The sequence below is a fragment of the Methanobrevibacter gottschalkii DSM 11977 genome, from assembly GCF_003814835.1.
Classification (GTDB): Archaea; Methanobacteriota; Methanobacteria; order Methanobacteriales; family Methanobacteriaceae; genus Methanocatella; species Methanocatella gottschalkii.
In genome coordinates this window covers 194,197-219,515 of record NZ_RKRG01000001.1, presented here as the reverse complement: position 1 = coordinate 219,515, position 25,319 = coordinate 194,197, and the positions used below count along the sequence as shown (strand labels likewise).

Below are 25,319 nucleotides of genomic sequence, written 5' to 3'. Positions count from 1 at the left end.
GTTAATTAGAATCTTCTTTTCTAGTTATTTTAGCTATTTCTTCATTAGTTAAGTTAATTCCAATAATTTCTTCTATTTCTTTTAAATCTTTTATTAAATTCTCGAAAGACTCTTTATCTTGACCTAGGATTAAATGTGAATGTATATTATTTGTAGTTCTGTATAATGTGTCTAATGCTTGTCTTTGATCATCATGTGTTTGTAGGTAGTTATAATATTTTTTGCCATCTGCAAGTCTAGTTACATATATTTCACGGGTGAGTGGGGTTTCAACTCCTGGAATGTGGTAATCAATGGTTTCTAAACTGCAATCATATTTGTTAATAACTTTAAATTCATCATATATTTGGTCTACAGTGTGTTTTACTGTTATTCTTAAAAGATAAGGGTTTGTAGATTCGAAAAACATATCTTGTCCTCCGCTTATTTCAGGGGATACAACTTTATCTGCACCTGCTTTTTTAAGACGAGGAATGTTTTCAACTTTACTGGCTCTTGTTACAATCCAAGCATCAGGGTTTGTTTCACGGATTGTTAATACAATAAATAAGTTGTTTACATCATCTCCAGTACTTACAATCACACTATTGCATCTTTCACCAGCTAATTTTGATATTAAATTGTCTTCACTTGCATCTTTATGAATACTAACTACAGAACTACTCTCTTCGATATTATTACAAATTTCTTCTTTTTTTTCAATTACAATAATGTTCTGTTTTCTTTTATTTAATTCATCAAATACTACTTTTCCAACTCTGCCAAATCCACAAATAATATAATAATCATCCATATCCTCGATTGTTTTCATTTTTCTTGCTCCTTTTGAATATGTGCTCATTTTTTCCTGGAAACTTGTTAACATGATATTAAATACATAAGCGAGTAATGCAACACCTGAAAGAGCTAATGTTGTTGCAAAAATCTTCTGAATTCCTGTATGTGGTGTATAATCTCCATAACCTACAGTTGCCATGGTAATAATAGAATAATAAATAGAATCAATAATATTCAGGTGCATTATAAAATATGAACCTAATATTCCATAAACAAATAATGCGATAATTAATAGTAGTCCGATTGTCACATATTTTGTGGGTAATCTGGTTAAAAGTCTTATTGTTATTTTTCTCATAGGTTTGTTTCCTTGAAATTAAGATAATTATATTTATATTAAGTAGTTATATTTTAATTTAAAGGTGATTTTTTGGATCCACTTGATATGATGGTTACGGATTATAATTGTGAATATTTAGGATTGTCTAGATTATGTTTGATGGAATCTGCAGGGAAGTCTCTAGCAGAAGAAGTTGGTAAAATTGCAGTATACACATTTGCAAAGCCTATAAAAGTTGTTATTTTCACTGGTTCTGGTGGAAATGGTGGAGATGGTTTTGTAGCAGCAAGATACTTACTAAATAGGGGTTATGATGTTGATATTTACATGTTAAAAGATAACATTCGCTCTGAAGATGCAAAAACTAATCTTGAAATCTTAAAGAATATGAAGCCACGTTTGTCTCGTTTGAATATTTTTAATTTAAAAACATTGGATGATATTAATAATTGTGAAGTTGTTAGTGATGAAACTAGTGATTTCATAATAGTTGATTGTCTTTTGGGAACTGGAATTGATGGGAATTTACAAACTAATATTAAAAGAGCCATTGAAGTAATTAATGAATCTAATGGGCTTAAAATAAGTGTTGATGTTCCTTCCGGAATGAATCCATTAACAGGTGTGGTGGATGATTTGGCGGTTATTCCAGATTATACTATTAGTTTTCATAAAATCAAAACAGGAGTTAGGAATGCTGATGAAGAAGCGGTTGGCGGTATAATAACTGCAGACATTGGAATTCCATTTGAAGCGGAATATTTTGTTAATTATGGGGATTTTTTAAGACTTAAAAATAGGGATTCTGATTCACATAAAGGAAATAATGGTCGTTTACTTATTGTAGGAGGATCTGCTAATTATTCTGGTGCTCCTGCAATTGCAGGAATGGCTGCAATTGGTGCAGGCGCAGATTTGGTTCATGTTGCAGCACCTGAAAAAGCTGCTGAAGCTATAAAGGCGACATCTCCTGATTTAATAGTTAACTCTCTTGAAGGGGATGAATTATCTCTGGAACATGGTGAAGAGATAATCAGATTATCTGAAAATGTTGATGCAATTTTAATTGGTCCTGGAGCAGGAATATCTGATAGTACTTCTAAATTATTTAATCTGCTTGTAGCAAAAATTAAAAAGCCAATTGTTTTGGATGCTGATGCATTAAAACAAGTTGAACTGTCTTTAATTAGGAATCGTGAAGATATTATTTTAACTCCACATATTTTTGAGTTTAAATCATTTTTCAAGGTTAAAAATGATTTGAAATTAGATATTGATTCATATGATTTTAAAAAAGTTGATGAGAATATCACTGAAATCCAATTTATCACTAACCAAATTAAAGGAACAGTCATTGTTAAAGGAAAATATGATTTAATTTTATCTGAAAATAATTTTAAAATTAATAAAAGTGGAAATTCTGGAATGACTGTTGGAGGTACTGGTGATGCACTCTCTGGTATTGTGGTTAGTTTATCTGCTCAGGGTTTAAATGCTTTTGATGCCGCTTCGTTAGCTGTTTTTATTAATGGTCTTGCAGGTGACAGGGCATTTGATGAGAAAGGAAATGGGTTTTCAGCCACTGATTTAGTGTCTTTTGTTGGTAATGTGATTAAAGATGGATTATGTTAAGGGAATTTTTAAAAATCGTCCTAATAGGTTCATAGCCGAGGTTGAAGTTGGGGGTAATTTGGAAATAGCTCATGTGCCAAATACTGGTAGGTGTAAGGAGCTTTTAGTTGATGATGCTGTTGTTTGGCTTAAAGTTGCTGATAATCCAAAAAGAAAAACTAGATTTTCACTTCATTTTGTAGAAAACAAAAATGTGTTAGTATCACTTTACTCTCAACAAGCGAATACAATTGTGTATGATGCAGTTATTGAGGGTAAAATAAAAGAACTTAATGGTTACTCTATTTATCAAAGAGAAAAAACTATTGATAATTCAAGAATTGATATATATCTTGAAAATGAAACCGAAGAATGTTATGTTGAAGTAAAAGGAGTAACATTAATTGTTGATGGGGAAGCTAGATTTCCTGATGCACCAACTGAGAGAGGTTCAAAACACTTAAAAGAGTTAATAAAACTTAAAAAAGAAGGGAATCGTTGTGTTGTATTCTTTTTAATTCAACATCCTGTTGGAAAATTTTTTAGACCAAATTGGGAAAATGATCCTAAATTTTCACAAACTCTAAATGAAGCATATGAAAAGGGTGTTGAAATTCTTGTTTATAGATGTGATAATCAGTTAGATGGTATAAATTTAATTCCAGAAGCTTTAGATTTTGATCTGGGAAAAAGTTTCACCGATGGCATCGTTAATGACAAGTGATGCAAGATTATCATATTGTGTTTCACTTTTATTAATTAAAACAAGATTTTTTCCATTAAAATAATTTATAAGGCTTGCTGCAGGATAAACAACAAGAGAAGTACCTCCAACGATTAATGTATCTGCATTTGAGATGTAATCTATTGAAAAATTTAAAACTGCACTGTTTAGAGGTTCTTCGTATAAAACAACATCCGGTTTTATAGTTCCTCCACATTCACATTTTGGTATTCCATCACTTTCTAAAACGGAATTTAATTCATATTGTTTTCCGCATATTTGACAATAATTTCTGTGAATACTTCCATGAAGTTCTAAAACAGTTTTACTTCCTGCTTTTTGATGAAGTCCATCGATGTTTTGTGTCACTACAGCTTTTAATTTTCCAATTTCTTCTAATTTAGCTAGTGCAATATGTGCAGGATTAGGTTTAGCATCTTTAAAAACAAGATTGTCTTTATAATATTTGAAAAATTCGGCAGTATGGTCTATGTAATAGCTATGTGAAACAATATTTTCGGGTGTTTTGCCATATTTATTTAAACTTTCAAATATTCCGTTTTCAGATCTGAAATCTGGAATTCCGCTTTCTGTTGAAACGCCTGCCCCTCCGAAAAATACTATATTGTCAGATGAATCAATAATTTCTTGTAATTGGTTAAGTTTGGACATAATTTAGTTTATATTATCAAATAATATTAATTTTTTTCTTAATTTATTAAATAAAGTTTTAAATATATTATTAAACTTGAGTGAAGTATAATGAATAAATATATTCAAAGTAATAATTTTAATCTCATTAGGTGAGTATTCGGCCTTTAAAAGGGCATGTTCCTTGTAACAGTCAAATCATGCTCATCAATAATTTAATTTTGCAGTTGATGAATGTTATAAGAATATTATTCTTTAAGCTATAAAAAAAGGGGGGATAGCATTAAAGCTATCTGTTTAATTTCTGATAATTTGCTGCTTGAAGACCATGGTATTTAATCATACCTTCAACTTCTCTTTGGTCAGTTTCTTTGTCTTCAAAAGTAATTTGTTCAATACTATGTAGGCTGAAAGGGGATTTTCTTACTAAAGGTTGGATGGAACCTTTGAAGAGTTTCATTACAACTTCTCCACTTACTCTTTCTTGCATTTTATCAAATGCTTGATCTAAATCTTCTCTTAATGGTTCTTGCCATAATGCTCTGTAGACTAAGTCAGCATAAAGTGTAGACATATATTCGGCAAACCTTAATTCATCTGTAGTTAAAACTAGTTCTTCTAAAGCTTGATGGGCTGCAATTAATAATTTAGCACCGGGAACTTCATAGTTTTCTCTACTTTTAAGACCAATCATTCTGTTTTCAATAGTATCCACTCTTCCAACACTATTGTTTCCAGCAATTTCATTTGCTTTTCTAATAAGGTCTATTAAAGGCATCATTTCTCCATTAATTGCTACTGGAACACCTTCTTCAAACTCAATTGTTACTTTTTCAGGTTCATCATTTGAATCTTTCCAAGATTTGGTCCATGCATAGATTTCTTCAGGAGGTTCATTTGATGGGTCTTCTAAAATATCTCCTTCAATAGATCTTCCCCAAATGTTTTCATCAATACTGTAAAGTTTATCGGAGCTTAATTCAATTCCTTTAGATGCAGCATATTCTTGTTCTTCAGTTCTTGTTAAGTTTAATTCTCTGATTGGAGCAATAATATCTAAATCAGACATTGCAAGGATAACTGCTTCAAATCTGAATTGATCGTTTCCTTTTCCAGTACAGCCGTGTGCAATTGCAGTTGCACCTTCTTTTTCAGCTACATCGATAATTTTTTGAGCGATAAGTGGTCTTGCAAGTGCAGTACTTAATGGATATCCTTCATATTCTGCATTTGCTTTAATTGCACGTGCGATGTATTCATTTGCAAATTCATCTTTTGCATCAATGTTGTAGTGTTTTAGTCCACCAATTTTAGAAGCCATGGTTTTTGCTCTTTCCATTTCTTCTTCACCTTGTCCAACATCTACGCATGCAGTTATTACTTCCACATCGTATTTTTCTTCTAATAATTTAACACAAACAGAGGTATCTAATCCTCCACTGAATGCTAAAACTACTTTTTCAGTCATATTTAATCACCGTTATAATTAATAAGAATAAGTATACATTCAATAATTATGTTTCTAATAGTATTTATAATAATTTAAAAAAGTTTGGATTTTCTATAAATCAATTAGTAAATTTTCATTTTCAATAAATTCAATAAGTCTTTTATATGTGGGACTATTTTTTAAAGTTTCTTTGTTTCCAACTATTATTAATTTTCTCTTTGCTCGTGTTATTGCAACATTTAATCGTCTTAAATCTTTTAAAAATCCTATATTTCCATTATTATTGCTTCTAACGGTTGATATGATAATGATTTCTTTTTCTCTTCCCTGAAATCCATCAACAGTTTTTACTTCAACTGGAGTATTATCCTGTATTACTTTAACCTGGTCGGCATATGGACTAATTATCCCGATATCTTCGTTATCAATTCCAGATTCTAAGTAATTTTTAACAATATTAATTGTAATTTCGGATTCTACTGGATTTATTATTGATTTTGAATCTTTTAAACGTTTTTCTTTATTATTATATACATTTGATGTATTGATGAAAAGCAAGGCTTCTTCATGATGATTATGGTCGAGTAGGTCATCTATTTTTATTTCCTCAACACTTGGATCACTTTTCAATCCATTATTGTAAAATTCTTTGTTTGGGAATTTCATAAGTGCTTTGTTCATTCTATATTGGACATTTAATAGTTGAGATTTGTATGGATAAAGTTTAATTAACTCTTCAAACAATGTTTTTTCTAAATCTCTAGATTTAGCACTTATAATTGTTGGAGGGAGTTGTTTATGGTCTCCTGCGAGTATGAATCTCTTAGCTTTAGCTATTGGGATTAATATACTAGGTATTGTGGCTTGAGATGATTCATCAATAATTGCAACATCAAATTTAGTTTTAGCTATTGAATCAAGAGCAGCTGATGAGTTTGTTGATAGAATAACATCGCTGCATTCGATAATATCGCGAATCATTTTATTCTCTACTCTCTTTATATCGTCATATGATTCATTAATTTCTTGATTGCATTCAATCCAACTGGCCATAGATTTCATTTTTTCAGGACTAATTCCACGACCGCCTTTTCCTTTTGAAGCATTATGTAATATGTCATAGTCTCCATAGCCTCTACGGAATTGGGGTGTTGGTCTTGTATGGGTATTTCTGGTTTCTATTAATTTCTCAATTTTTCTGTGAATTTTTTTAATTTTTTTATTTAATTCATGTTTCTCAACTTTGTATGCTAAAGTTTGAGTAATATTATGTTCTGATACTCTTTGCGGATGTCCAAGTCTTGTTAGATTTAATTGTTTATTATTCATTAATCTTTCTAAGATATTGTCTACTGCAGCATTACTTTCGGCTGTAGCTAATACTTTGTGTTTTTGTCTTGTTTCCTGTGATATTAATTCAACTAGAGTTCTTGTTTTTCCAGTTCCAAAGGGTCCGTGTATTAAAAAGAAATTTTCACAAGACAGAGCATTTTTAATAGCTTGTTTTTGTGAATCATTAAGAGATTTATCAATATAATCAATATAAGGAATTTGTTTATTTTTTCTTGGATCTCTTTCAGTTAAAATATATTCTAGCGCATCTTTTCCCCTTAAATTTAAATGTCTTAAATTATCTTCCATTCTTTTAAAAGTAACATCATTAGCATATAAATCTATACGAACTTTCTTTTTCATCGCCCATTTGGGGATTTTTTTATCAAATGCAATTTTTATAAATCTGGCTCCCTTTTCGGTAACAGTTCCAGTTAAATCGCTTTTAAGGGGATTATCGGTACTAATCAAAACCATGTCTCCCACAGATATTTCAGTTTCAATTCTCTCAGATCTTCCGAATTGAACGATTTGTAAACCTAATTCTTTGCCTATAATTTTTCCTTTAACTTTATTTATTGCCCTTCCTAATTCTTCTCGTTTTTTACCAGACATTGTACTTATTTCATGTGTCATTAAGTCTATTTCAGCATCTCTTTCATAGTTAACAAGTCTGATTAATCTCTTAATATATTTCTTCAATTTAATCCCTATTTTTAAATAAGAGTTTTATGTATAATTAATTATGCATTTAAAAAAGATAGGTCAATTTGAAAATTTAAAAATGGGTTATATCTCAGATTTTTCCGGTGGTTATATTTCAAGAAATAAAGATATTTTAAATCATTTGGAATTATCGTCTCTTAATCAGTTTATTTTAGAAAAATCTGTTTATGGTACTCCAATTTTTAAATTAGGTAATGGTGGAAAGAAAATACTGGTTCTATCTGGAATCCATGGGAATGAATTACCTCCTCAAATTGCTAATGTATATTTGATAAATGAATTGTTAAATAAAAAATTAACTAATACTGTTTATTTAATCCCTTTTGCAGCTCCAAAATCTTCCATGAATAATGAAAGAACTTTTAATGAACTTGATTTAAATAGAGCATCTCACATTAAAAATTCAGTAAGTAATTTAATCATGCAGGCTATTGAACAATTAGGCATTGTCGCTGTTGGTGATTTTCATTCAACTTCTTTTAATTCAAATCCTGGTTGCGAGTCTATTTTTTCATCTAAATCTCCTTCTCCTGAAAGTTTTTTAATGGCAAATTATATTTCAAGGAATGTTGGTTCTGAATTGATTTCTTTTGATTTTGCAGGTTCTATGTATAAAGGAGCTATTGAAGATGTTTGTAATTTAAATGGAATTCCATCTGTTACTTGTGAAGTTTTATCTCCATTTGGCAATGTTGGTAGGGGTACTGTTGAGACATCTTTTAATCAAATGATAAGTTTTTTATCTTATTTTGGAATTTAATATTACTTTTCAAATGCTCTTGGATTAATTATTTTTATTTTATATTAAAATAATATTTGTAAGGTGATTTAAGTTGTCGTCTTATAAGGGGCATTCTATATTTGCATTTTTACTTGCGTGCATGTTTTTTCACAATCCTCTGTTAATTTCTTTGACATTAATAGGTGCAAATATTCCAGATTTTGATCATAAATTCAAAAAGGATAATGTATATAAGATGATTATCTTGGGGTTAATAATTTTTATATCACTTTATATTCTTAAATTACCTTATTATATTGGTCTGATTATTGTATTTTTAGGTATAACATTTTATTTCTCTGAACATCGTAGTTTTACACATTCACTTTTTGGAGTATTGACATTAACTGCTGCTGTTAGTTTAATATTGATTTGGGCATTACAATTAATAACAATAGTTACTACATTAAATAATCATTATCTGATTTTAGCAATATTGATTTCTTTATTGAGCTTTTTATTCTTAAATAAAAAATTATTGATGGTTTTTTTACCAATATTTTTCATTTCTTTGTTTGTAATTAAAACAGGAGATATTGCATATACTGAAATAGTTTTAAGTTTATTGTTAGGCATATTTTCACATATTGTTCTTGATTCATTTACTCCATCGGGAATTAAACTTTTTGCTCCATTGTCTTCAAAAAAAGTTTATAAAAATTTTGGACTAACAGTAATTTTTATTTTGGCAATTTTATCTATATTTTATCATGCATCATCTTTATTTAAATTGTTTGAAATGTATATTAAATATTAGATAGTATAATCATGAAATGAAAATAATTTGGTGTTTTTGATCCATAAACAGAATTTAGAGATAATATATAAAATAGGTAATTCTATCAAAGGCCCAATTACAAGTGCAATGGATACTAATTCATGATTTTGGAATGAAATTATTGCAATAGCTAACGCTAATGGTGAATTTCGTGCTAATGTTGTCATTGTTAAACTAACATATTCGGGATATGTGAAGTTTATTTTTTTAGATATTAATAAGTCCACCAGAGAATTTACAATAAAAAATATGATTAATGGCAGGAATATTGTAATTAAGAAGTTTAGATTTTCAAATAATTGTTTTCCTTGACTTGAAAATATGCAAAAAACTGCAAGTGATAAAAACCAAATTTCTAAATCGGAGATTATATTTATCGCTCTTTCTTTTAATGATGTTATCAAAACAAATTTTGTAATTTGTGCTGTAATAAATGGTATTATGATTATTATTAAAATTGAATAAATGATTTGTGTGTAGTCTATTGAATTTTTACTTGAAAAGAAGATTATTAGATAAATTGGGAGTAATATTATTTGTAAAATTAAGTTTAATGGCAGTATTGATAAATTTAAATTCAAATCTCCTTTTGCAAGCTTTGTAAATACTAAATACCAATCAGTACATGGAGTTATAATTAACATAAAAAATCCAATTAAAATGTCTAGATTTCCATTTAGAAATATTGAACCAATCCAATATCCGAATAATGGAGTCCATATGAAGTTAATTATTAGGCTGGTTAATGTGAATTTAATATTCCTAAAACTATTTTTTAATTCATTAAGATTAACCTCTAAGAATAATCCGTATATCATTAAACATAAGAATATATTTATTAAATAATTGGTATGCTGAGCTATATTTATATTACTTGCAAGAATTCCAATTAATACTGCAGAAAAGATTATTATCGGTTCTAATTTTTCAACTAAATTCATATGCACACCTTTTAGGTATACCTAAATTTATAAGTCATATTATATAATCTTTTCAATTGTGATATTTTTTGTTAATTGGCATGATAATTATTCTATGGGTATCGGCAAGAACTCAAAAAATATTTTTCAATAAATTCAAATAATGTTTCAATTGTTAAATAAAAAATGTTTTGTATTGTTGGATTTGCTTTTGGAGTGTTCCTTAATTTTTTTAAAAAAATATTACGCATGTTATTTATATTTTAGTAGATTTTTTGATTAAATACATAACATTTATAATAAATAATCATGATAAATAATACTGTTATTAATATAGTCAGTATTTTGACTTTTTAATTATTAATGAAATGGAGCTTATTTAATGTTTTTGACTAGAATTGGTTATGGAATTATTTATTTCTTGGACCTTATTTATGAAATCCTTAAATCAACATTTGATGTTGCATTTAATGGAATTATGAGAAGAAATATTAATCCTGTTGTCTTTGACATTGAAACGGTTTTGGAGAGACCTGTTTCACAGACAATATTGGCAAATAGTATTTCTTTAACTCCTGGTACTTTGTCTGTTGATTTAGACAGTGAAAATAACATTATCAAAGTAGCTACTATTTCTCCACGAAAAAAAGAGGATGTTATTCCTTTTGAGCAGTATATAAAGAAAATGTTAGAGTAAGTTAGTTTTAACATTTTTCTTATTAAATAATCGAGTGAGATAGTATGGATATATTATTTGTTTCAAATTATATTGTGGTTATTGCATTGATGATAATGATGTTGGCTGCATTAAGGGCAAGTGCATATGAATCCACATCTATGGGGCTTTTAGGAAGTTCAATTGTGGTAAACGCATTTGCAGTTGCATTATTAATCATCGGTGGATTATACAACCTTGAATTCTTTAGAGATATATCATTAGCTTTAATATTCTTTGGTTTTGTGGGCACTGTTGCTTTCGCTGTAGTTTTAGGAGGTGATGATGAATGATGGAGTATATTCAATCAGCTCTTCTCATCATATCTGCTATTTTAACCATAATTTCTGCAATAGGCCTTATTAGTTTGGATAAGAATACAAAGGATGTTGTTTATGCAAGAATTCATATTGTAGGTGTTTTCGATATTGCTTGTGTTATTGCAATGATTGCAATAGGTCAGTATTTACTTGCTGGAATTTACTTTATTCTAGCACCTTTTATAGCACATGCAATCGCTAATGCTTATTGGAAAAAAGAAGATAGAGAGAATAATTTAGATTTACAAAATATTGGAGAAGATGTAGGTGAAGATCATCCATTTTTACATCCTAAAGAAAAAATTCAAGCTTTAGAATGTGAGGATTCAGAAAAATTTAAGGTGGACGAAAGGTTTTCAGTAACTACATTGGAAATTGAAGAGGATGAGTAAGATGATTGAATTCATATTATGTTTAATAACAGTTTTAAGTGCTATTCTTGCTCTCATCCAAAAAGATTTATTAAAAGCAGCAATTTTAACAGGATTTTCAGGAGGAGCTCTTGCAGTTCTTTTCCAAATATTATTGGCACCTGATGTTGCTTTAACTCAAGCTATTGTGGGTGCTGCAATTGTACCGGTATTTATTGCTTTAGCTGTTAAGAAAACTCAGAGGGTGGATAACTAATGGCACAAACTCAACTTGCGATATTGTTGACTTCAGTTGCATTGGTCATTGTCGGACTTTATTCTGCAATTTTTATTGATAATATCATAAAAAAAATAATTGGTATTAGTTTCATTGAAGAAGGGGCTAATTTATTCATTGTTGCTATTGGTTATAAAGCAGGTGGTGTTGTACCTATTATAATGCCGGGTATGGACACATCATGGTTTGCTTCAAATGCGGCATATCCATTACCTTTTGGTTTAGTACTTACTAGTATTGTAATTGGTGCAAGTACATTAGCTGTAATGCTTGCTTTAGTAATGGTTCTTTACAAAAGGTATGGTACTTTAAGCACTAGTGTAATGTTAGCAGATACATCAAAACAGGAGGAATATGATGAATGAATTAATTCCACTTATGGTTATTGTTCCATTAATGGCAGCATTAATTATTAGTGCCTTTTCAAAATTCAATAAAGCAACTAAGATTTTTGCATTTGTCATTGCGATTTGCCTTCCATTAATTCCATTATTGTCAAATTATGGCCTCCATTACTTTGGAGGATATGAACCAATTTTGGATAATGTGACAAATGTTGTGTATCATCCTGCAATTACATATTCATTCACATTCTTCCAACAGATATTCATTGCAATGATTGGTCTTTTAACATTTTTAGTTGTATTTGTCTATTTAACTAAATATAAAGAGATTTCTGGACCTTATTTATTCTTGTTGTTCTTAGGTACTGCAGCGGTTACTGCAATGATTTTAACTGATGACATATTTCACATGTTTGTATTTTTCGAAATCTTGGCACTTGCACAAGTTGGTATAGTTGCAGCATCATCAATTGATTACAGTTATGAAATGGCTTTAAAGTATATGATTTTGGGATCAATTGGAAGTCCGATAATGCTTTTAGGAATTGGATTCTTACTTGCATTAACGGGTAGTGTAAATATAACTGATATTGTTACTGCAGTTCATAATGGTTTAGTTAATGCCAAATCTCCAGTATTTTTATTATCACTCGGATTAATCTTCTTTGGTTGGTTATACGCATCTGGTTTACCACCATTCCATACTATAAAATCTGGAATTTATTCAAAAGCAGAACCTCATGGAGCAGCTTTACTTCAATCATTTACTGTTATTTCCATGATTTCAATCGTATTGATCATGTACAGAATCTATTCTGTATTGCCAATATTCGAAGTTCTCATAGTATTTTTCTCTATCTTAGCTATGGTATTGGGTGTTTCACTCGCATTAACTCAAACAGACTTCAGAAGAATGATTGGATTTTTAGCTGTTGGTGAATTAGGTTTCATTGGTTTAGGTATTGGTCTTGGAACTAATTTTGCAATTACTGCAGGACTTTTCCAAGCATTAAATGAAATCATAATTACTGCATTATTATTTATTGGATTTGGTGCAATAGTTGAAGCAACAAATGAAGTTGATACACGTAAACTTGGGGGTCTTTTAGCTTACCATCCAAAAGTAAGTATCATGCTTTTAATTGGTGGTTTGGCAATGGCAGGAGTTCCACCATTAAGTGGTTTTCAATCTAAATTAATGCTTGTTCAAGCTTCTTTAAGTTGCGGATTCCCTGAATTATCTATATTGGCCATTATGGTAAGCATAGCTACATTTGTAGTGTTCGTAAAAACATTCTATACAATGTTTTTAAAACCAAAACCAGTTGAATTGGATGTTGAAAATAAAGAGGTTCCTCGTGCTATGGTATTTGTAATGGGAATATTATTAATTATAATCGTGCTCTTAGGTTTATTCCCAAATCTTATTATACATGGAATTTCTAGCTTTGTAGGAGGAATATTATGAGCTTATATGACAAAATATTTGATGTTGTGAAACAATTCAGAAAATTGTTTTCACCGGGGCCTGTAACTAATGCAGATGTTTCTGGTAGTATTACGGCGGAAATATTTTTAATCGTTTCATTAGTTCTAGCAACTATATTATTGAGGCATATTAGTGTTTTACTTGCAGGATTAGTTATTTTATTTGTTGCTGTTGTTTTAATTATAAATATTCCACTTATTCCTAAGTTTAAAATTGAACAAGAAGATTCTCTAGATAAAATGTTATTTTATGCAATTGTAACACTTGCAATTATAGGCGTAGTCATGTATTGGGGTGGTAATCTTGTCTAGTCACACAACTGTTCGTAATTTAATCGCATCAGTAATGGCAGCAATATTTTCAGTTACTTTACTTGATGCTGTATTTCATTTAAGTAGCATGATTAATGCAGGTGTAAGTAATATTTACAATGTTTTAGGAACTAAAATAGCTCCAAATATGGTCACTGTTGTTATTTTTGATTTCAGAGCTTATGATACCTTGGGTGAATCAATTATTTTATTAACTGCTGGTTTAGTTGTTTTACTTATATTTGGTAGAGGATTATTGGGGGACAAACAATGAGTCAAAGTAGTATTATTTTAAAATTAGTTTCTTTACCAATTTCAATGATATTGATTTGTTTAGGTATTATGACTATTCTTGGCGGTCATATTACTCCTGGGGGAGGTTTCCAAGGTGGTGCTATGATAGCAGGCGGTGTTATATTATCTGTCCTTGTGTATGGATTAGATAATTCTCCGTTGGAATTCTCACATTTATACATTGAAGTTCTTGAATCTATCGGGGCATTAGGATTTATTATTTTAGGATTAATTGGATTGTTTGTAAGTGGATTTTTCTTATACAATGTGGGTACCGATTTATTGAATGTGGTGCCGCCTACAATTCAAAACGTATTACATTATCCCGATGTTACTAATGCAGGTATTATTCCATACCTCAATATATTTGTTGGATTAAAAGTATTTGTAGGATTATCTGCAATTGTTATCGCATTTGCAGGATTTAAAAAAATTACAGAGGAGAGTAAATGATGTTAAGTTTAGGACCAATCATATTCGGAATAATATTGGGTGTAATTATTGGATCCCAAATCAAACTTAAATGTTGCGATTCAAATTTTACTTGGACATCATTTGTAATAATCATTATTGCAGGAATCATTATTGCATGGCAATCTGGCAATTATCCGTTTTATACAGATTTACCAATTTCAACTGCATTTGTATCTGCATTAATAGGAATTTTTGTAGGCAAACTACTATTTGCAAGGAGTAAATAAGGAGTTATAATAATGTTTTTAACAACTAGTACATGTGAAGGAAAAAGAGAATGTATTAATCAGTGTCCTACAAAAGCTATTAAATTTATAAATGGGAGGGCATTTAGTTGCCTTACTTGTGGAATATGTTATAAAAACTGTCCAAATGATGCAATATTCCAAAATAGCTATGGGGGGTATGTTGTAGACAGGGCTAAATGTAATGGCTGCGGAATGTGTATGTACAATTGTCCTACAAACAATATTACTATTGAAGATGGAATTGTATATGGTATTTGTTCCCGTTGTGGAGTTTGTCATGAAGTTTGTTCAAATCGTGTTGATGGGTATGAACTTGAAAAAGATAAACAATTAAATTTAATTAGATCATTACAAATTCTCAATCCTCCATTAAATGACGTTCCATACAAAAAAGAAAGCGAAACTAAGGTAGTCACAAGAAATTACTTCGGAACTGATGTGGAGAATTGTATTTTATGTGGAAGATGTCAGGAGTATTGTCCTACTGGAGCTATTCATGTTAAAATAGATTGGGATGAAGGAATTTGTAGTGGATGCAGGTTATGTGAAGATGTTTGTCCTAATGATTCAATGAATAAACATCAAATTGTTAATAAAAAATCTTGTACTCTCTGCCTTAATTGTATGAAGGCTTGTCCTCATAATGCAATTTCTGTTGAGGATTCATCAATTGTTGTCAATAAATTGAACCAAAAACCTAATGGTTCGATTATTTCATGTTTAAATTGCGGATTATGTGCTGATTTATGTGAAAATGAATCTCATAAAAAGGTTGATGGTAAATTAAGGTATGATCCAACATTGGATATGGAGAATGTGAATCATGATGTGGCTATTAGTCATTGTCCTGTTCACACCTTAACTGAAGATGATGAAATGTTCATTTATGATGAATTTAATGATGAGGAGTTACCTATATTGTCCGGATTCTGTGTATCTTGTGGAAATTGTGTTCAGGTGTGTAATGAATATGGTGCACGTCAATCTATGACCCAGTCATGGGATGGGAAAGTTTCAGAGGATTGTATATCTTGTGGAATTTGTGCTGAAGTATGTCAGGAAGAAGCAATCACACTTCACAGGGGAAGTATTTCTGTTGATTTGGACAAGTGTATATTATGTGAAAATTGTGCTGTGCATTGTCCAGTTGATGTGATTCCTAAATCTACAATGTATAAAAATGAAATCAAAGATGGATTCAATTTCATTGAACAAAAATTATGCATGCATTGTGGTTTATGTTATAAAACCTGTTCATATGATGCAATTGAAAAAATTAATGATGAATTTGTTGTTAATGAAGAAAATTGTACATACTGTGGTGCATGTAAAAATGCATGTCCTGCAAGAGCATTTTTATTTGAAAGAAATTTTAAAGATTCACTAGAGGGTATTTAAATGAGAAATTTAATTAAAATAGCTTTAGAAGGAGCATTTACTAACTTTAAAAGAATCTTTTTTGCAGCTGATAGAGTTACAGATATGGATATGAAAAAGCAAATTGCAACTCTTTCAGTAGAAGTAGATGATAGAGTTGATGAAAGTGCATGTATTGGATGTTCTGGTTGTGCTAATGTATGTCCAACTAATGCGATTGTAATGAAACCATTAGCCCATCCAGTTAAATTGACTGAGGGTTGGGTTAAAGATCAAGTACCTGAAATTATCCTTGAAAAATGTGTTGTATGTTATTATTGTCATGATTTTTGTCCAATATTTTCACTTTATGGACAAAAAGGCGCTATTCATCCATCTTGTGTTGGTGATCAGGAAGTCGATGTTTCAGAATTCCTTGAACAGCCATTTAAAATATCCGATGATAAACTTAAAATTATTGCACAGTATCTGTCAGATAAAACAGTATTAAAAAATAAAGAGGATGGTGATTAAATGGGAATCAAATCATTTTCAAGAGCAAGGGCAATACATGTCATGTTGGTTTATACTGGTGGATGTAATGGATGCGATATTGAAATTGTTAATTCAATATTATCACCAAGATTTGATGCTGAACAATATAATGTGTTTTTAACTTGGAATCCTCGTGAAGCTGATGTTTTAGTTGTGACTGGGCCTGTCACACATTTAAATAGGAAACCATTGGAGGCAATTTATGATGCTATTCCTAATCCAAAATTAGTTGTAGCTGCAGGAAGTTGTGCTTTAATGGGTGGTGTTTATAAGAATTGCCATGGAGATATTCCTTCTGAAGAAATTGAAGGTCCTGTTGATAAAATTATACCTGTTGATGCAAAAGTTCCAGGTTGTGCTGTAAGGCCACAAGATGTTTTAGCTGGTGTTGTGTCACTTTTACCTACATTATTGGATGCGGATTAGGGAGAGGATTATATGGATGAAAAATTACCAACAAATAATATAATTGAAACAGAAATTCCAATGGGTACAGTTCACCCTGCTGCATTGGAACCATATAAAGTAAGGTTTTTTGTTGAAGATGAGATAATTCAAGAAGCCGAAATTACAATTGGTGTTAATCATAGGGGAATAGAAAGAATTATGGAAGGCCTTCCTGTTCAGAAGGCAAATTCACTCACTGAAAAAATTTGTGGAATTTGTTCTAATTCACATATATGGAATTCATGCAGAACTGCAGAAATAGGTTTAGACATTGAAATTCCAGAGAGAGCTACTTATATTCGTGTAATTATGGGGGAACTTGAAAGATTACATTCACACTTTTTGTATTTGGCTCATGGTTGTGAGGTACTAGCTCATGAAACATTTTCAATGAGAGTGTTTTATTTAAGAGAAATTGTCATGGAATTACTTGCAATGATTGGAGGAAACAGAGTTCAATATGGTTGTTCTGTTTTAGGAGGAGTAAGACCTAGATGTGAATTAGATGCTAACAAAATACAAAGGCTTAAAGATGATATGGATAAACTAGAAGGGGGTCTTTCAGATTTTGCTGATAGATTTGTTGCAGATCCTATTGTGTTATCAAGAATTACGGGTGTGGGAGTATTACCACAAAAACAAGCTATTAAATTAGCTGTAACCGGACCATCTCTTAGAGCTACAGGCATCGCAAGAGATTTAAGGACTACTATGTTTGAATATGATAATTTTGATTATAATATTGTAACACAACAAGATGGTGATGTAAAATCTAATTTATTAATGAGGGTTTTAGAATCTTTTGAATCAATTAAGATTATAAGACAGGCTATTGCAAATATTCCTGATGGTAAATTAGTTAACAATGATTGGGATATGGTTGATACTGAGGATATTGCTGAAAGTTATATTGAAGTTCCAAGAGGAACATTGTATCATTCTTATGCATTGGAAACAGGTAGAATAAGACATTGTATTATCAGAACCCCATCAATGGCAAACATTGGTGCAATGCAATATGCCTGCATTGGAAACCATCTTACAGATGGTCAATTATGTATTGTGCAATGTGACCCATGTTTCACTTGTACTGATAGGGCAATTGAAGTAATTAGGAGATAGATTATGTATTCAAATATACTTACAAACTCAATAGTTGCAGTAATTCTTACAGTTATTGTTTGTTTTGTAATTTCGACATTGCTTCCAGGCATTGAAAGAAAATATGTTCATGCAAGAATCCAACAAAGAGTGGGACCATTGGTATTTGCTCCGGGTATTATGGCTCCATTAAAATTCTTATTTAAGGAAAATGTTGAAGTTTCATCTCCTGTTCCAAAGTTATATAAAATCTTGCCGATTTTATGTTTCATTGTGATTTTATGTGTATTCATTGCATTAACTCCTCAAGCTTACAAAATTCCAGCACTTTCAAGTTTAGTGGCCATTGTTGGTTTTTTAAAAGTAGAAGAAATATGCTATGTTTTAATGGGAGCATTATCTAAATCTGTAATGTCAGTTAGAATGCCGTTTCCGGATCGTATAAAAGGAGCAGCACATATTAAAGCTCCATTGTCATTTATTGAAGATATAAGTGCAAAAAGATCTTTAAGAATGATTACTTATGGATCGTTCCCATTGTATTTAGCATTGTTTGCTCCGGTAACTGCTGCTAGAAGTATTTTCTTAAAGGATATAGTTGCATTTCAACAAGTTCATGGGCCATTTTTATTTACTGTAGCTGGTGGAATCGCAGCTATTGTATTTTTTATAGGATATATGATAATTTTGAATGAATATCCATTTTCAATTATTAAAGCTAAATCGGATGTTATTGAAGGACCATATATGGAATATGCTGCTAAATACAGGTCTATTGTCTTTATAACAAGAGGATTTTTCATGTTTGTATTGGGTTCTGTATTTTCCGTATTGTTCATTGGAGTTCCACCAAGTATATTTTCATTAGGAATTCTTGTTAATATTGCTGTTGCTTTAATATTTGTATTTATGATGGGTATTTTCTCAGCATTTGCACCAGTATTTACAAACAAACAGTTATTGCCAACAATTTTGGGAACAACTCTGCTTGGTATATTGGCTATTGCACTTGGGTTATTATAGGGGGAATTATTTATGAAATTTGTTATGAGGCCGTATCACATAATAAGTCTTGGAGGATACATTGTTGAATGGGATTTCCCTTATAGAAATCTTATTGTTGTTAATAAAACCTCTGAACCAATTAAAATTGAAATTCCTGTTTTTAATGAAGAATGGATTCAAGAACATAGGGATTTAGGACTGGATATCATTCCAGTTAATAAATATGATAATTATTTGAGTATGTGGAAAAAAGCACATGCTGAATTAGATAAGATAAGGCCAAAAAATGAATGATTATACATTAACGATTAAATCTGATGAGAAAAAAGGTGTATTATATGATATTACTGATGTTATCACTGCATATGGTGCTAATATTAGTTATGTTCATCTTTTTGTTGAAAAAAATAACATGGGTTCCATTAATCTTGAACTTGAACATGTTGAAAATATTGAAGATTTAATAAAGGATTTAGAAAAAATCAAAGAAATTAAATCCGTTGAATTGCATGGTTCTCAGTTAGATATTTATGGTAAACGTATAATTATTATTGGTGGTGGTGCACAAGTATCTCAAGTAGCTATGGGTGCAATCACGGAGGCAGATAGGCATAATATACGTGGTGAACGTATTAGTATTGATACTATTCCATTAGTTGGTGAAAAATCATTAGCTGAAGCTATTGAGGCTATTTCAAGACTTCCTCGTGTTAGTGCTTTAGTTTTAGCAGGTTCGCTTATGGGTGGTGAAATTACTCGTGCGGTTAAAAAAGTTAAAGAAGAGAGTAATTTAATTGTAATTTCACTTAATATGCCTGGTAGTGTTACTGATTATGCTGATTTAATTATCACTGATCCAATTCAGGCTGGTGTTTTGGCGGTAATGTCTATTGCAGATACTGCAGTATTTAATATTAAACGTTTAGATGGCAATATTCGTTTTTAAATAAATTAAGATATTGCTAACTTATTTTTTCATACAAATATTTTCATATTCACAGTTTCTACATTTTTTAGAATTTCTTTTAATGTTTGGAAGTTTTTTATTCTCAATTATTTCTTTAACTTCCCTTATCACACTAAATAATGATTTTCTAAGATTCACATCCATTATTACAGGTCGTCTGTCACCAATTTTTTTATAATCGACAAATCCTACAAATATTTCTGTATCAAATTCTTCTTCAAGAAGTATTGCATTAGCAACAAGTTCTATTGCATCCTGATCCCAAACTCCTTTTATTGGTGGATTTGAGCTTTTAATGCTTATTGGATAATATCGACCGTCAATTATCTCTATTTTATCACATATTCCGATTAATTCAAGTTGTGTATCTTTAATTAAATATGAATAAAGGCAATTTGGGAAAAACATTTCTGTAATGCCAAATCCATCTTTATTTAATATTGTCATTGCTTTTTTTGATTTAATGCTTAATATTTTTATGTTGAAGTATGTTTCATCATTTATCTCGCTAATCTGTTCTGAAGTGATTTCAATATTTGAAGATTTCATTGATTTAGTTGTGTTTTCTATGTATTCATAAATATTTTGAGATAATATTTTTTCAATTTCTTCTAAACTCATTGTTCTTTTGATTTTACGAATATTTTTTTGCATTAAATCTTGAATATCTATTTTTAAGTTTTTAATTTCCAAATAACAATTGTACATGTCATTTTCATCAATATCAACATGTGTTTTTAGATATAAACTCATTGGACAATACATGTGCATTTTTATTGAAGATAAATTTATCATATTTTTACCTCTTAAATTCTGTATAATTAGTTATAAACTGTTAATATAAATAATTACAAGTTTTGAATCATTTAAATTTAGTCAATATCTATGAATATTTTTTTTAGGATTAATTAGATCAATTTTAGGTAATTTTTTCAATGAAAGATTATAATTGTTGATTATTAAATAAAATTCATTTCATGTTAATATTTCAAACATTTGTTCGATAAATATTAAATTCAATTATAAATTTTTAAATATTATTTAAAATATATTATAACATACCAAGAATTCATTATTGAATATATGCCATATTTGATAAAGAGATCATAGATAATCAATTAAAGGAAGTGTTATCATGGGAAAACTAGATGGTAAAGTAGCAATTGTTACCGGTTCAACCTCAGGTATGGGTCGTGATTCCGCAAAACTCTTTGCTGAAGAAGGTGCAAAAGTTGTTGTAACTGGAAGAAACGAAGAAAGAGCTAAAGCTGTTGTTGATGATATTAAATCAGAGGGAAATGAAGCAATTTATGTTATTGCTGACATGGCCAATGTTGATGATATCAAAAAAGTTTTCGATACTACTATGGAAGAATATGGTACTGTTGATATTTTATTCAACAATGCAGGTTTATTAAGTGTCACTCCTCTTTTAGAAATGACTAAAGAAGAATGGGATAAAGTATTTGATGTAGATGTTTATGCTGCATTATATTTAACTCAATTAGTAGCTCCTGTAATGAAAGAAAAAGGAAAAGGTACTATTATTAACACTTGTTCAGTCGCATCTTATGCTGCTCACTTTGGTTTTGTGGGTTACATTAGCTCTAAACATGCTATTGCAGGTCTTACAAAATCAATGGCATTTGAACTTGGTCCAGAAATAAGATGTAATGGTATCGCACCGGGTGCTATCCACACTGCAATGGTTGATAGTATTGGTGGAGTTGAAGCATTACAAATGATGGTTGACGGTGCACCAATGAAACGCGTAGGTCAAGGAGAAGATATTGCAGCACTTGCATTGTTCCTTGCTTCTGATGAGTCTGAATTTGTTGATGGTCAAATCATCAGATGTGATGGTGGATTTGAGTGTTAATTCGGTGGTGGATTCTTTAATCCACTACTTATCTTTTTTTTAAAATTTTTGATATTATAATTTTGTGCTTGCTTTAAAATAAAATAATAAAAAAAGTAAATAGCTAATTGTTAGCTATTCATTTAGTCTACTTTGTAGTAATCTTCATTTTTTGCAGGTAATTTGGCGAAAACGATTGGCAATACAATTAATATTACAGTTAGTATTCCCATAATTGTTAAACTTAAATTATCTGAGCTTGTAATTGTGGAGTAAACTCCTTGTATCCATAAAACAGCAATACAAATTGGTAAAATGTATTTAATTACTGCTTTCCAAGTTTTACCTACTTTGATTCTTGAATCTTTGTTTAATGTTTCTATTAACTTGTTAAAGTCGTAAATCCAACCGAAGATTATGCATTCAATAAGGATTCCGAGTAATAATGCAAAGTTGTTTAAGAATGCATCGAATGCTCCAAGTATTGTACTTCCAATTCCGGTTGCAAACATGGTTGAGATTAAAAATCCTACAATACAAATCACTGTAACTGTTCTTTTTCGTTCAATATTAAATTTTTCAGAAATTGCATATGTGACTACTTCAAGAAGAGCTATAGCTGATGTAATTCCTGCAAATAATATGCATATGAAGAATAATGGTCCAATAATTGATCCCATTGGTCCCATAGTGTTGAATACTTGTGGGAATACTACAAATGCAAGTCCTGTTCCTTCAGTTACTAGTTGATCAAATGGAATTTTTGTAGATAAGGCCATGAATCCTAAAATGGAGAATATTCCAATTGAGTTAAATACTTCGAAAGCGGAATTTGAGAATGCAACTGTTACTGCACTGTCAATTAACCTTGATTTTTCCGGCAAGTAACTTGCATAGGTCATTGCAATTGCCATACCTAAACTAAGGGAGAATACAATTTGTCCAAATGCTGCTAACCATACATTTAAGTTAGTTAGTGCATTCCAATCAGGGGTAAATATCTGTGTGTATCCAATTGATGCTCCTGGTAAGGTTAATGAAAATACAACAATTATCACTACCATTAAACAAAGTGTTGGTAATAAAATTTTACTTACGTTTCCAATTCCATCATTCAAGTCTCTTTTAACAATAAACCATATCATAAACCAAATAGCAAATACTGATGCAAGCACAATTGGTACAATTTGGAATATTCCAGATATTGAATCTGTTGCTTGCAATACGTTGCTTGCAAAGAATGTATCTGGGTTTGCACCCCATGCTTTTGTGAAACTTAAAACAACATAAATTAAATCCCATCCAACAACACAAACATAGTATGTTGTGATTAAAAATACGATTAATACAATAAACCATGCTATTGGTTCTAATTTTTTACTAATTGAGAATAGTATTCTTCCAATTGATTTTTTAAATCTAAATCCAACTGCATATTCTACTAGAACAAATGATATTCCTAATAAGAATAATGAAACGATGTAAGGGATCATGAAAGATCCTCCACCGTTGGAATATAAAACATTTGGGAAACGCCAAATATTTCCAAGTCCGACAGCTGAACCGATCATAGCCATCATGAATGCAAAATTACTATTCCATTCTATTCTTTTCTCACTCATTTTATCACATTACATTATATAACATTAGTATTTTGTAACTTGAAGTTTATAAATTATTTGAATTAATTTTGCTTTATTTTGTTTGGTTTTCATTTAAAAATGCTGAATAATTGTTTAAAGTATTTTATGATATTAAATATTATTCAATTAGAAAATTAGAAAGTTTTTAAAAAATATGTAATAAGTTTATTACATATTATTATTTTGTTTAAAAATCATGCTGTGAATATTTTTCATTCATGGAAATTAAAATGGAGTAAAAAGCAAATAATTAAATAGTTAATTATTTCCTTTTATTTTTGTTGAATTGCATTATATTTAAAAATTTGAATGCTAGATCTCATTTAAGCAGGACTTTCTTTAAGCTTTAAATATTCATCAATTGATTCACGTGTGGTTCCAACAACTATTCTGTAATAATCTTCTTTTCCTTGGATAGTTACCTTTTCTACTTTTCCTTTTGCTATTATATGTTCTCCATCAATTACTTCACCTGCATAAGTGTGTGTAAATGAAACAATTTCTTTGATAGGTGCTTCAACACCCTCCAATATTTTTAAATTTTCAATAGTGTAAGATGAAGGGTTATCGAATGCACCAAGAGAACTTACGATATCACATTCAATTTGAGCAATGCCTTGAGGTTCATAAACAGTGTCTCCCCAAGTTCCTTCAATTTCATCATAGTCTCTAGTAGCTAGAATATCAAATAAAGTTCCATTTATTGTTCCCCTATTTGCTTTTCTATTTTCATACCATCTGAATTCTTCTTTAGTTAAACTTTCATCACTCATTCTTTTATTGTATACAAAATCCCAATAATCATTTGTAATGCCTTCAACCGTGATGTGTTTGTCAACTTCTTTGATATATACTTCTTTTCCTCTATGTTTTTTAAAAGCAGAAATTGCCCTTCTATGGTTGTCAAGACCATATACGACAAAATCCAAATCAGAAACATCACTTTTTTGAAGTCCCGGTAAAATGGAACCTGAGATTCCTAAGTGATCATAAGGAATATTTGCCATGAAATGGAAAAAGTCAGCAACATCCATTAATTTTGCAATAAGTTCTGGATTTTTAACTTCCCCTCCATTGTCAAAAGTATCTTTAAGACCTAAAAGTCTTTTTTCAGGTTTTATTATTCTTTTAACTTTATCTAATGGAACTCCCATCATTTCAACATTTGTAACATCACAGAAATATAAATAATCAGGATGATTTTCTCTTAAGTATTCATAAGCTTCTGCAGATCCCACTTTTCTGTATTTTTTACCATCTTTTTCCCTATCTCCTTCTGGATCTGGAATGTATCTTAAAAATGAAATCACTCTGTCTTCTGGATGTATATAATTTGTTGATGCAAAATATAAATCGTCACTTGTGTAAATAAAGTCTCTTGTTCTTACTTGTTCCATTTTATTATCTCCTAATTAAGTTATTTTATAATACATCTTTAAATTAATTTTTCATTT

General features: G+C 30.2%; 30 protein-coding genes. 22 read left to right on the top strand and 8 right to left on the bottom strand.

Annotation, left to right across the window (positions count from 1 at the left end; genetic code table 11):
* Position 1: 1 nt before the first annotated feature.
* The gene (locus EDC42_RS01135) at positions 2 to 1,135 is read right to left on the bottom strand and encodes an NAD-binding protein (RefSeq protein ID WP_069575729.1); all 1,134 of its coding nucleotides are present in this window, start codon (positions 1,133 to 1,135) and stop codon (positions 2 to 4) included.
* A 72-nt stretch (positions 1,136 to 1,207) separates the two neighbouring features.
* On the opposite strand from EDC42_RS01135, the gene EDC42_RS01130 reads away from it, so the two are divergent.
* The gene (locus EDC42_RS01130) at positions 1,208 to 2,749 is read left to right on the top strand and encodes a bifunctional ADP-dependent NAD(P)H-hydrate dehydratase/NAD(P)H-hydrate epimerase (RefSeq protein ID WP_069575728.1); all 1,542 of its coding nucleotides are present in this window, start codon (positions 1,208 to 1,210) and stop codon (positions 2,747 to 2,749) included.
* Positions 2,736 to 3,452, top strand: a complete 717-nt coding sequence (sfsA, locus tag EDC42_RS01125; RefSeq protein WP_069575727.1) for a DNA/RNA nuclease SfsA — start codon at positions 2,736 to 2,738, stop codon at positions 3,450 to 3,452. Before EDC42_RS01130 ends, sfsA begins: the two co-directional genes overlap by 14 nt.
* Here sfsA and EDC42_RS01120 read toward each other — a convergent pair.
* The 3 genes from EDC42_RS01120 to EDC42_RS01110 all read right to left on the bottom strand — a co-directional run bounded on the left by EDC42_RS01120 (position 3,399) and on the right by EDC42_RS01110 (position 7,587).
* Entirely contained in the window at positions 3,399 to 4,124 is a 726-nt protein-coding gene (locus EDC42_RS01120; protein ID WP_069575726.1) for an NAD-dependent protein deacylase, read from the bottom strand. The genes sfsA and EDC42_RS01120 overlap by 54 nt on opposite strands.
* Positions 4,125 to 4,392: 268 nt before the next feature.
* A complete protein-coding gene (locus EDC42_RS01115; RefSeq protein ID WP_069575725.1) occupies positions 4,393 to 5,571 on the bottom strand; it encodes an argininosuccinate synthase in 1,179 nt (392 codons plus the stop codon).
* 93 nt (positions 5,572 to 5,664) lie between these two features.
* A complete protein-coding gene (locus EDC42_RS01110; RefSeq protein ID WP_069575724.1) occupies positions 5,665 to 7,587 on the bottom strand; it encodes an IGHMBP2 family helicase in 1,923 nt (640 codons plus the stop codon).
* Positions 7,588 to 7,630: 43 nt separating this feature from the next.
* Here EDC42_RS01110 and EDC42_RS01105 point away from each other — a divergent pair, with 43 nt between their 5' ends.
* On the top strand, positions 7,631 to 8,371 hold the full coding sequence (locus tag EDC42_RS01105; protein ID WP_069575723.1) for a succinylglutamate desuccinylase/aspartoacylase domain-containing protein: 741 nt from the start codon (positions 7,631 to 7,633) through the stop codon (positions 8,369 to 8,371).
* A gap of 73 nt (positions 8,372 to 8,444) precedes the next feature.
* Positions 8,445 to 9,149 (top strand): metal-dependent hydrolase, encoded by a 705-nt coding sequence (locus EDC42_RS01100; RefSeq protein ID WP_069575722.1) that lies wholly within the window; start codon positions 8,445 to 8,447, stop codon positions 9,147 to 9,149.
* On the opposite strand, the gene EDC42_RS01095 is transcribed toward EDC42_RS01100, so the two are convergent.
* Positions 9,146 to 10,111, bottom strand: coding sequence for an arsenic resistance protein (locus EDC42_RS01095; protein ID WP_069575721.1), 966 nt, complete (start codon positions 10,109 to 10,111; stop codon positions 9,146 to 9,148). The two genes, EDC42_RS01100 and EDC42_RS01095, sit on opposite strands and share 4 nt — an antisense overlap.
* 361 nt (positions 10,112 to 10,472) lie before the next feature.
* On the opposite strand from EDC42_RS01095, the gene EDC42_RS01090 reads away from it, so the two are divergent.
* From EDC42_RS01090 to EDC42_RS01010, 17 genes are read left to right on the top strand one after another with little or no spacing between them, the layout of a single operon-like run.
* The gene (locus EDC42_RS01090; RefSeq protein WP_069575720.1) at positions 10,473 to 10,787 is read left to right on the top strand and encodes a monovalent cation/H+ antiporter subunit E; all 315 of its coding nucleotides are present in this window, start codon (positions 10,473 to 10,475) and stop codon (positions 10,785 to 10,787) included.
* A gap of 44 nt (positions 10,788 to 10,831) precedes the next feature.
* Complete coding sequence (locus tag EDC42_RS01085; RefSeq protein WP_069575719.1) at positions 10,832 to 11,098, top strand: hypothetical protein; 267 nt, start codon at positions 10,832 to 10,834, stop codon at positions 11,096 to 11,098.
* Entirely contained in the window at positions 11,095 to 11,517 is a 423-nt protein-coding gene (locus tag EDC42_RS01080) for a cation:proton antiporter (RefSeq protein WP_069575718.1), read from the top strand. The genes EDC42_RS01085 and EDC42_RS01080 overlap by 4 nt, the downstream gene beginning before the upstream one ends.
* Positions 11,510 to 11,752 (top strand): DUF4040 domain-containing protein, encoded by a 243-nt coding sequence (locus EDC42_RS01075; RefSeq protein ID WP_083234913.1) that lies wholly within the window; start codon positions 11,510 to 11,512, stop codon positions 11,750 to 11,752. Before EDC42_RS01080 ends, EDC42_RS01075 begins: the two co-directional genes overlap by 8 nt.
* Positions 11,752 to 12,138, top strand: coding sequence for a cation:proton antiporter subunit C (locus EDC42_RS01070; RefSeq protein WP_069575716.1), 387 nt, complete (start codon positions 11,752 to 11,754; stop codon positions 12,136 to 12,138). The genes EDC42_RS01075 and EDC42_RS01070 overlap by 1 nt, the downstream gene beginning before the upstream one ends.
* The gene (gene ehbF, locus EDC42_RS01065) at positions 12,128 to 13,585 is read left to right on the top strand and encodes an energy conserving hydrogenase EhbF (protein ID WP_083234912.1); all 1,458 of its coding nucleotides are present in this window, start codon (positions 12,128 to 12,130) and stop codon (positions 13,583 to 13,585) included. Before EDC42_RS01070 ends, ehbF begins: the two co-directional genes overlap by 11 nt.
* Positions 13,582 to 13,917: a hydrogenase gene (locus EDC42_RS01060; RefSeq protein ID WP_069575714.1), complete on the top strand. Its 336-nt coding sequence runs from the start codon at positions 13,582 to 13,584 to the stop codon at positions 13,915 to 13,917. The genes ehbF and EDC42_RS01060 overlap by 4 nt, the downstream gene beginning before the upstream one ends.
* 34 nt (positions 13,918 to 13,951) lie before the next feature.
* A complete protein-coding gene (locus EDC42_RS01055) occupies positions 13,952 to 14,191 on the top strand; it encodes an EhbH (RefSeq protein WP_069575740.1) in 240 nt (79 codons plus the stop codon).
* The gene (locus tag EDC42_RS01050; RefSeq protein WP_069575713.1) at positions 14,188 to 14,664 is read left to right on the top strand and encodes an MnhB domain-containing protein; all 477 of its coding nucleotides are present in this window, start codon (positions 14,188 to 14,190) and stop codon (positions 14,662 to 14,664) included. The genes EDC42_RS01055 and EDC42_RS01050 overlap by 4 nt, the downstream gene beginning before the upstream one ends.
* A complete protein-coding gene (locus EDC42_RS01045) occupies positions 14,661 to 14,912 on the top strand; it encodes an energy-converting hydrogenase B subunit J (RefSeq protein WP_233144919.1) in 252 nt (83 codons plus the stop codon). Before EDC42_RS01050 ends, EDC42_RS01045 begins: the two co-directional genes overlap by 4 nt.
* A 12-nt stretch (positions 14,913 to 14,924) precedes the next feature.
* Positions 14,925 to 16,331, top strand: coding sequence for a 4Fe-4S binding protein (locus EDC42_RS01040; RefSeq protein WP_069575712.1), 1,407 nt, complete (start codon positions 14,925 to 14,927; stop codon positions 16,329 to 16,331).
* Positions 16,332 to 16,823 (top strand): 4Fe-4S binding protein, encoded by a 492-nt coding sequence (locus EDC42_RS01035; protein WP_069575711.1) that lies wholly within the window; start codon positions 16,332 to 16,334, stop codon positions 16,821 to 16,823. It abuts the gene before it with no gap.
* Entirely contained in the window at positions 16,824 to 17,270 is a 447-nt protein-coding gene (locus EDC42_RS01030) for an NADH-quinone oxidoreductase subunit B family protein (protein ID WP_069575710.1), read from the top strand. It abuts the gene before it with no gap.
* Positions 17,271 to 17,282: 12 nt separating this feature from the next.
* Positions 17,283 to 18,413, top strand: a complete 1,131-nt coding sequence (locus EDC42_RS01025; protein WP_069575709.1) for a hydrogenase large subunit — start codon at positions 17,283 to 17,285, stop codon at positions 18,411 to 18,413.
* Positions 18,414 to 18,416: 3 nt separating this feature from the next.
* Positions 18,417 to 19,415, top strand: coding sequence for a respiratory chain complex I subunit 1 family protein (locus EDC42_RS01020; RefSeq protein WP_069575708.1), 999 nt, complete (start codon positions 18,417 to 18,419; stop codon positions 19,413 to 19,415).
* A gap of 12 nt (positions 19,416 to 19,427) precedes the next feature.
* The gene (locus EDC42_RS01015) at positions 19,428 to 19,691 is read left to right on the top strand and encodes an energy-converting hydrogenase B subunit P (protein WP_069575707.1); all 264 of its coding nucleotides are present in this window, start codon (positions 19,428 to 19,430) and stop codon (positions 19,689 to 19,691) included.
* A complete protein-coding gene (locus EDC42_RS01010) occupies positions 19,684 to 20,343 on the top strand; it encodes a DUF5612 domain-containing protein (RefSeq protein WP_069575706.1) in 660 nt (219 codons plus the stop codon). The genes EDC42_RS01015 and EDC42_RS01010 overlap by 8 nt, the downstream gene beginning before the upstream one ends.
* Before the next feature lie 21 nt (positions 20,344 to 20,364).
* On the opposite strand, the gene cas4 is transcribed toward EDC42_RS01010, so the two are convergent.
* Complete coding sequence (cas4, locus tag EDC42_RS01005) at positions 20,365 to 21,159, bottom strand: CRISPR-associated protein Cas4 (RefSeq protein WP_069575705.1); 795 nt, start codon at positions 21,157 to 21,159, stop codon at positions 20,365 to 20,367.
* A gap of 340 nt (positions 21,160 to 21,499) precedes the next feature.
* On the opposite strand from cas4, the gene EDC42_RS01000 reads away from it, so the two are divergent.
* Positions 21,500 to 22,243 (top strand): SDR family NAD(P)-dependent oxidoreductase, encoded by a 744-nt coding sequence (locus tag EDC42_RS01000; RefSeq protein WP_069575704.1) that lies wholly within the window; start codon positions 21,500 to 21,502, stop codon positions 22,241 to 22,243.
* Between the two features lie 122 nt (positions 22,244 to 22,365).
* Here the strand turns inward: EDC42_RS01000 and EDC42_RS00995 are convergent, their stop codons facing one another.
* Both EDC42_RS00995 and EDC42_RS00990 read right to left on the bottom strand, forming a co-directional pair.
* Positions 22,366 to 23,844 (bottom strand): sodium-dependent transporter, encoded by a 1,479-nt coding sequence (locus EDC42_RS00995; RefSeq protein WP_069575703.1) that lies wholly within the window; start codon positions 23,842 to 23,844, stop codon positions 22,366 to 22,368.
* A gap of 344 nt (positions 23,845 to 24,188) precedes the next feature.
* Entirely contained in the window at positions 24,189 to 25,262 is a 1,074-nt protein-coding gene (locus EDC42_RS00990) for a DNA polymerase subunit beta (RefSeq protein ID WP_069575702.1), read from the bottom strand.
* Positions 25,263 to 25,319: the final 57 nt, after the last annotated feature.

Excerpts from the sequence above, each read along its gene's own strand:
- EDC42_RS01115 (WP_069575725.1), bottom strand. The coding sequence starts at position 5,571 with ATGACTGAAAAAGTAGTTTTAGCATTCAGTGGAGGATTAGATACCTCT.
- EDC42_RS01050 (WP_069575713.1), top strand. The coding sequence starts at position 14,188 with ATGAGTCAAAGTAGTATTATTTTAAAATTAGTTTCTTTACCAATTTCA.
- EDC42_RS01020 (WP_069575708.1), top strand. The coding sequence starts at position 18,417 with ATGTATTCAAATATACTTACAAACTCAATAGTTGCAGTAATTCTTACA.
- EDC42_RS00990 (WP_069575702.1), bottom strand. The coding sequence starts at position 25,262 with ATGGAACAAGTAAGAACAAGAGACTTTATTTACACAAGTGACGATTTA.
- EDC42_RS01095 (WP_069575721.1), bottom strand. The coding sequence starts at position 10,111 with ATGAATTTAGTTGAAAAATTAGAACCGATAATAATCTTTTCTGCAGTA.
- EDC42_RS01055 (WP_069575740.1), top strand. The coding sequence starts at position 13,952 with ATGGCAGCAATATTTTCAGTTACTTTACTTGATGCTGTATTTCATTTA.
- EDC42_RS01120 (WP_069575726.1), bottom strand. The coding sequence starts at position 4,124 with ATGTCCAAACTTAACCAATTACAAGAAATTATTGATTCATCTGACAAT.
- EDC42_RS01060 (WP_069575714.1), top strand. The coding sequence starts at position 13,582 with ATGAGCTTATATGACAAAATATTTGATGTTGTGAAACAATTCAGAAAA.
- cas4 (WP_069575705.1), bottom strand. The coding sequence starts at position 21,159 with ATGATAAATTTATCTTCAATAAAAATGCACATGTATTGTCCAATGAGT.
- EDC42_RS01090 (WP_069575720.1), top strand. The coding sequence starts at position 10,473 with ATGTTTTTGACTAGAATTGGTTATGGAATTATTTATTTCTTGGACCTT.
- EDC42_RS01015 (WP_069575707.1), top strand. The coding sequence starts at position 19,428 with ATGAAATTTGTTATGAGGCCGTATCACATAATAAGTCTTGGAGGATAC.
- EDC42_RS00995 (WP_069575703.1), bottom strand. The coding sequence starts at position 23,844 with ATGAGTGAGAAAAGAATAGAATGGAATAGTAATTTTGCATTCATGATG.
- EDC42_RS01040 (WP_069575712.1), top strand. The coding sequence starts at position 14,925 with ATGTTTTTAACAACTAGTACATGTGAAGGAAAAAGAGAATGTATTAAT.
- EDC42_RS01105 (WP_069575723.1), top strand. The coding sequence starts at position 7,631 with ATGCATTTAAAAAAGATAGGTCAATTTGAAAATTTAAAAATGGGTTAT.
- EDC42_RS01030 (WP_069575710.1), top strand. The coding sequence starts at position 16,824 with ATGGGAATCAAATCATTTTCAAGAGCAAGGGCAATACATGTCATGTTG.
- EDC42_RS01080 (WP_069575718.1), top strand. The coding sequence starts at position 11,095 with ATGATGGAGTATATTCAATCAGCTCTTCTCATCATATCTGCTATTTTA.
- EDC42_RS01045 (WP_233144919.1), top strand. The coding sequence starts at position 14,661 with ATGATGTTAAGTTTAGGACCAATCATATTCGGAATAATATTGGGTGTA.
- ehbF (WP_083234912.1), top strand. The coding sequence starts at position 12,128 with ATGATGAATGAATTAATTCCACTTATGGTTATTGTTCCATTAATGGCA.
- EDC42_RS01075 (WP_083234913.1), top strand. The coding sequence starts at position 11,510 with ATGAGTAAGATGATTGAATTCATATTATGTTTAATAACAGTTTTAAGT.
- EDC42_RS01000 (WP_069575704.1), top strand. The coding sequence starts at position 21,500 with ATGGGAAAACTAGATGGTAAAGTAGCAATTGTTACCGGTTCAACCTCA.
- EDC42_RS01010 (WP_069575706.1), top strand. The coding sequence starts at position 19,684 with ATGAATGATTATACATTAACGATTAAATCTGATGAGAAAAAAGGTGTA.
- EDC42_RS01085 (WP_069575719.1), top strand. The coding sequence starts at position 10,832 with ATGGATATATTATTTGTTTCAAATTATATTGTGGTTATTGCATTGATG.
- EDC42_RS01025 (WP_069575709.1), top strand. The coding sequence starts at position 17,283 with ATGGATGAAAAATTACCAACAAATAATATAATTGAAACAGAAATTCCA.
- EDC42_RS01135 (WP_069575729.1), bottom strand. The coding sequence starts at position 1,135 with ATGAGAAAAATAACAATAAGACTTTTAACCAGATTACCCACAAAATAT.
- EDC42_RS01070 (WP_069575716.1), top strand. The coding sequence starts at position 11,752 with ATGGCACAAACTCAACTTGCGATATTGTTGACTTCAGTTGCATTGGTC.
- EDC42_RS01035 (WP_069575711.1), top strand. The coding sequence starts at position 16,332 with ATGAGAAATTTAATTAAAATAGCTTTAGAAGGAGCATTTACTAACTTT.
- sfsA (WP_069575727.1), top strand. The coding sequence starts at position 2,736 with ATGGATTATGTTAAGGGAATTTTTAAAAATCGTCCTAATAGGTTCATA.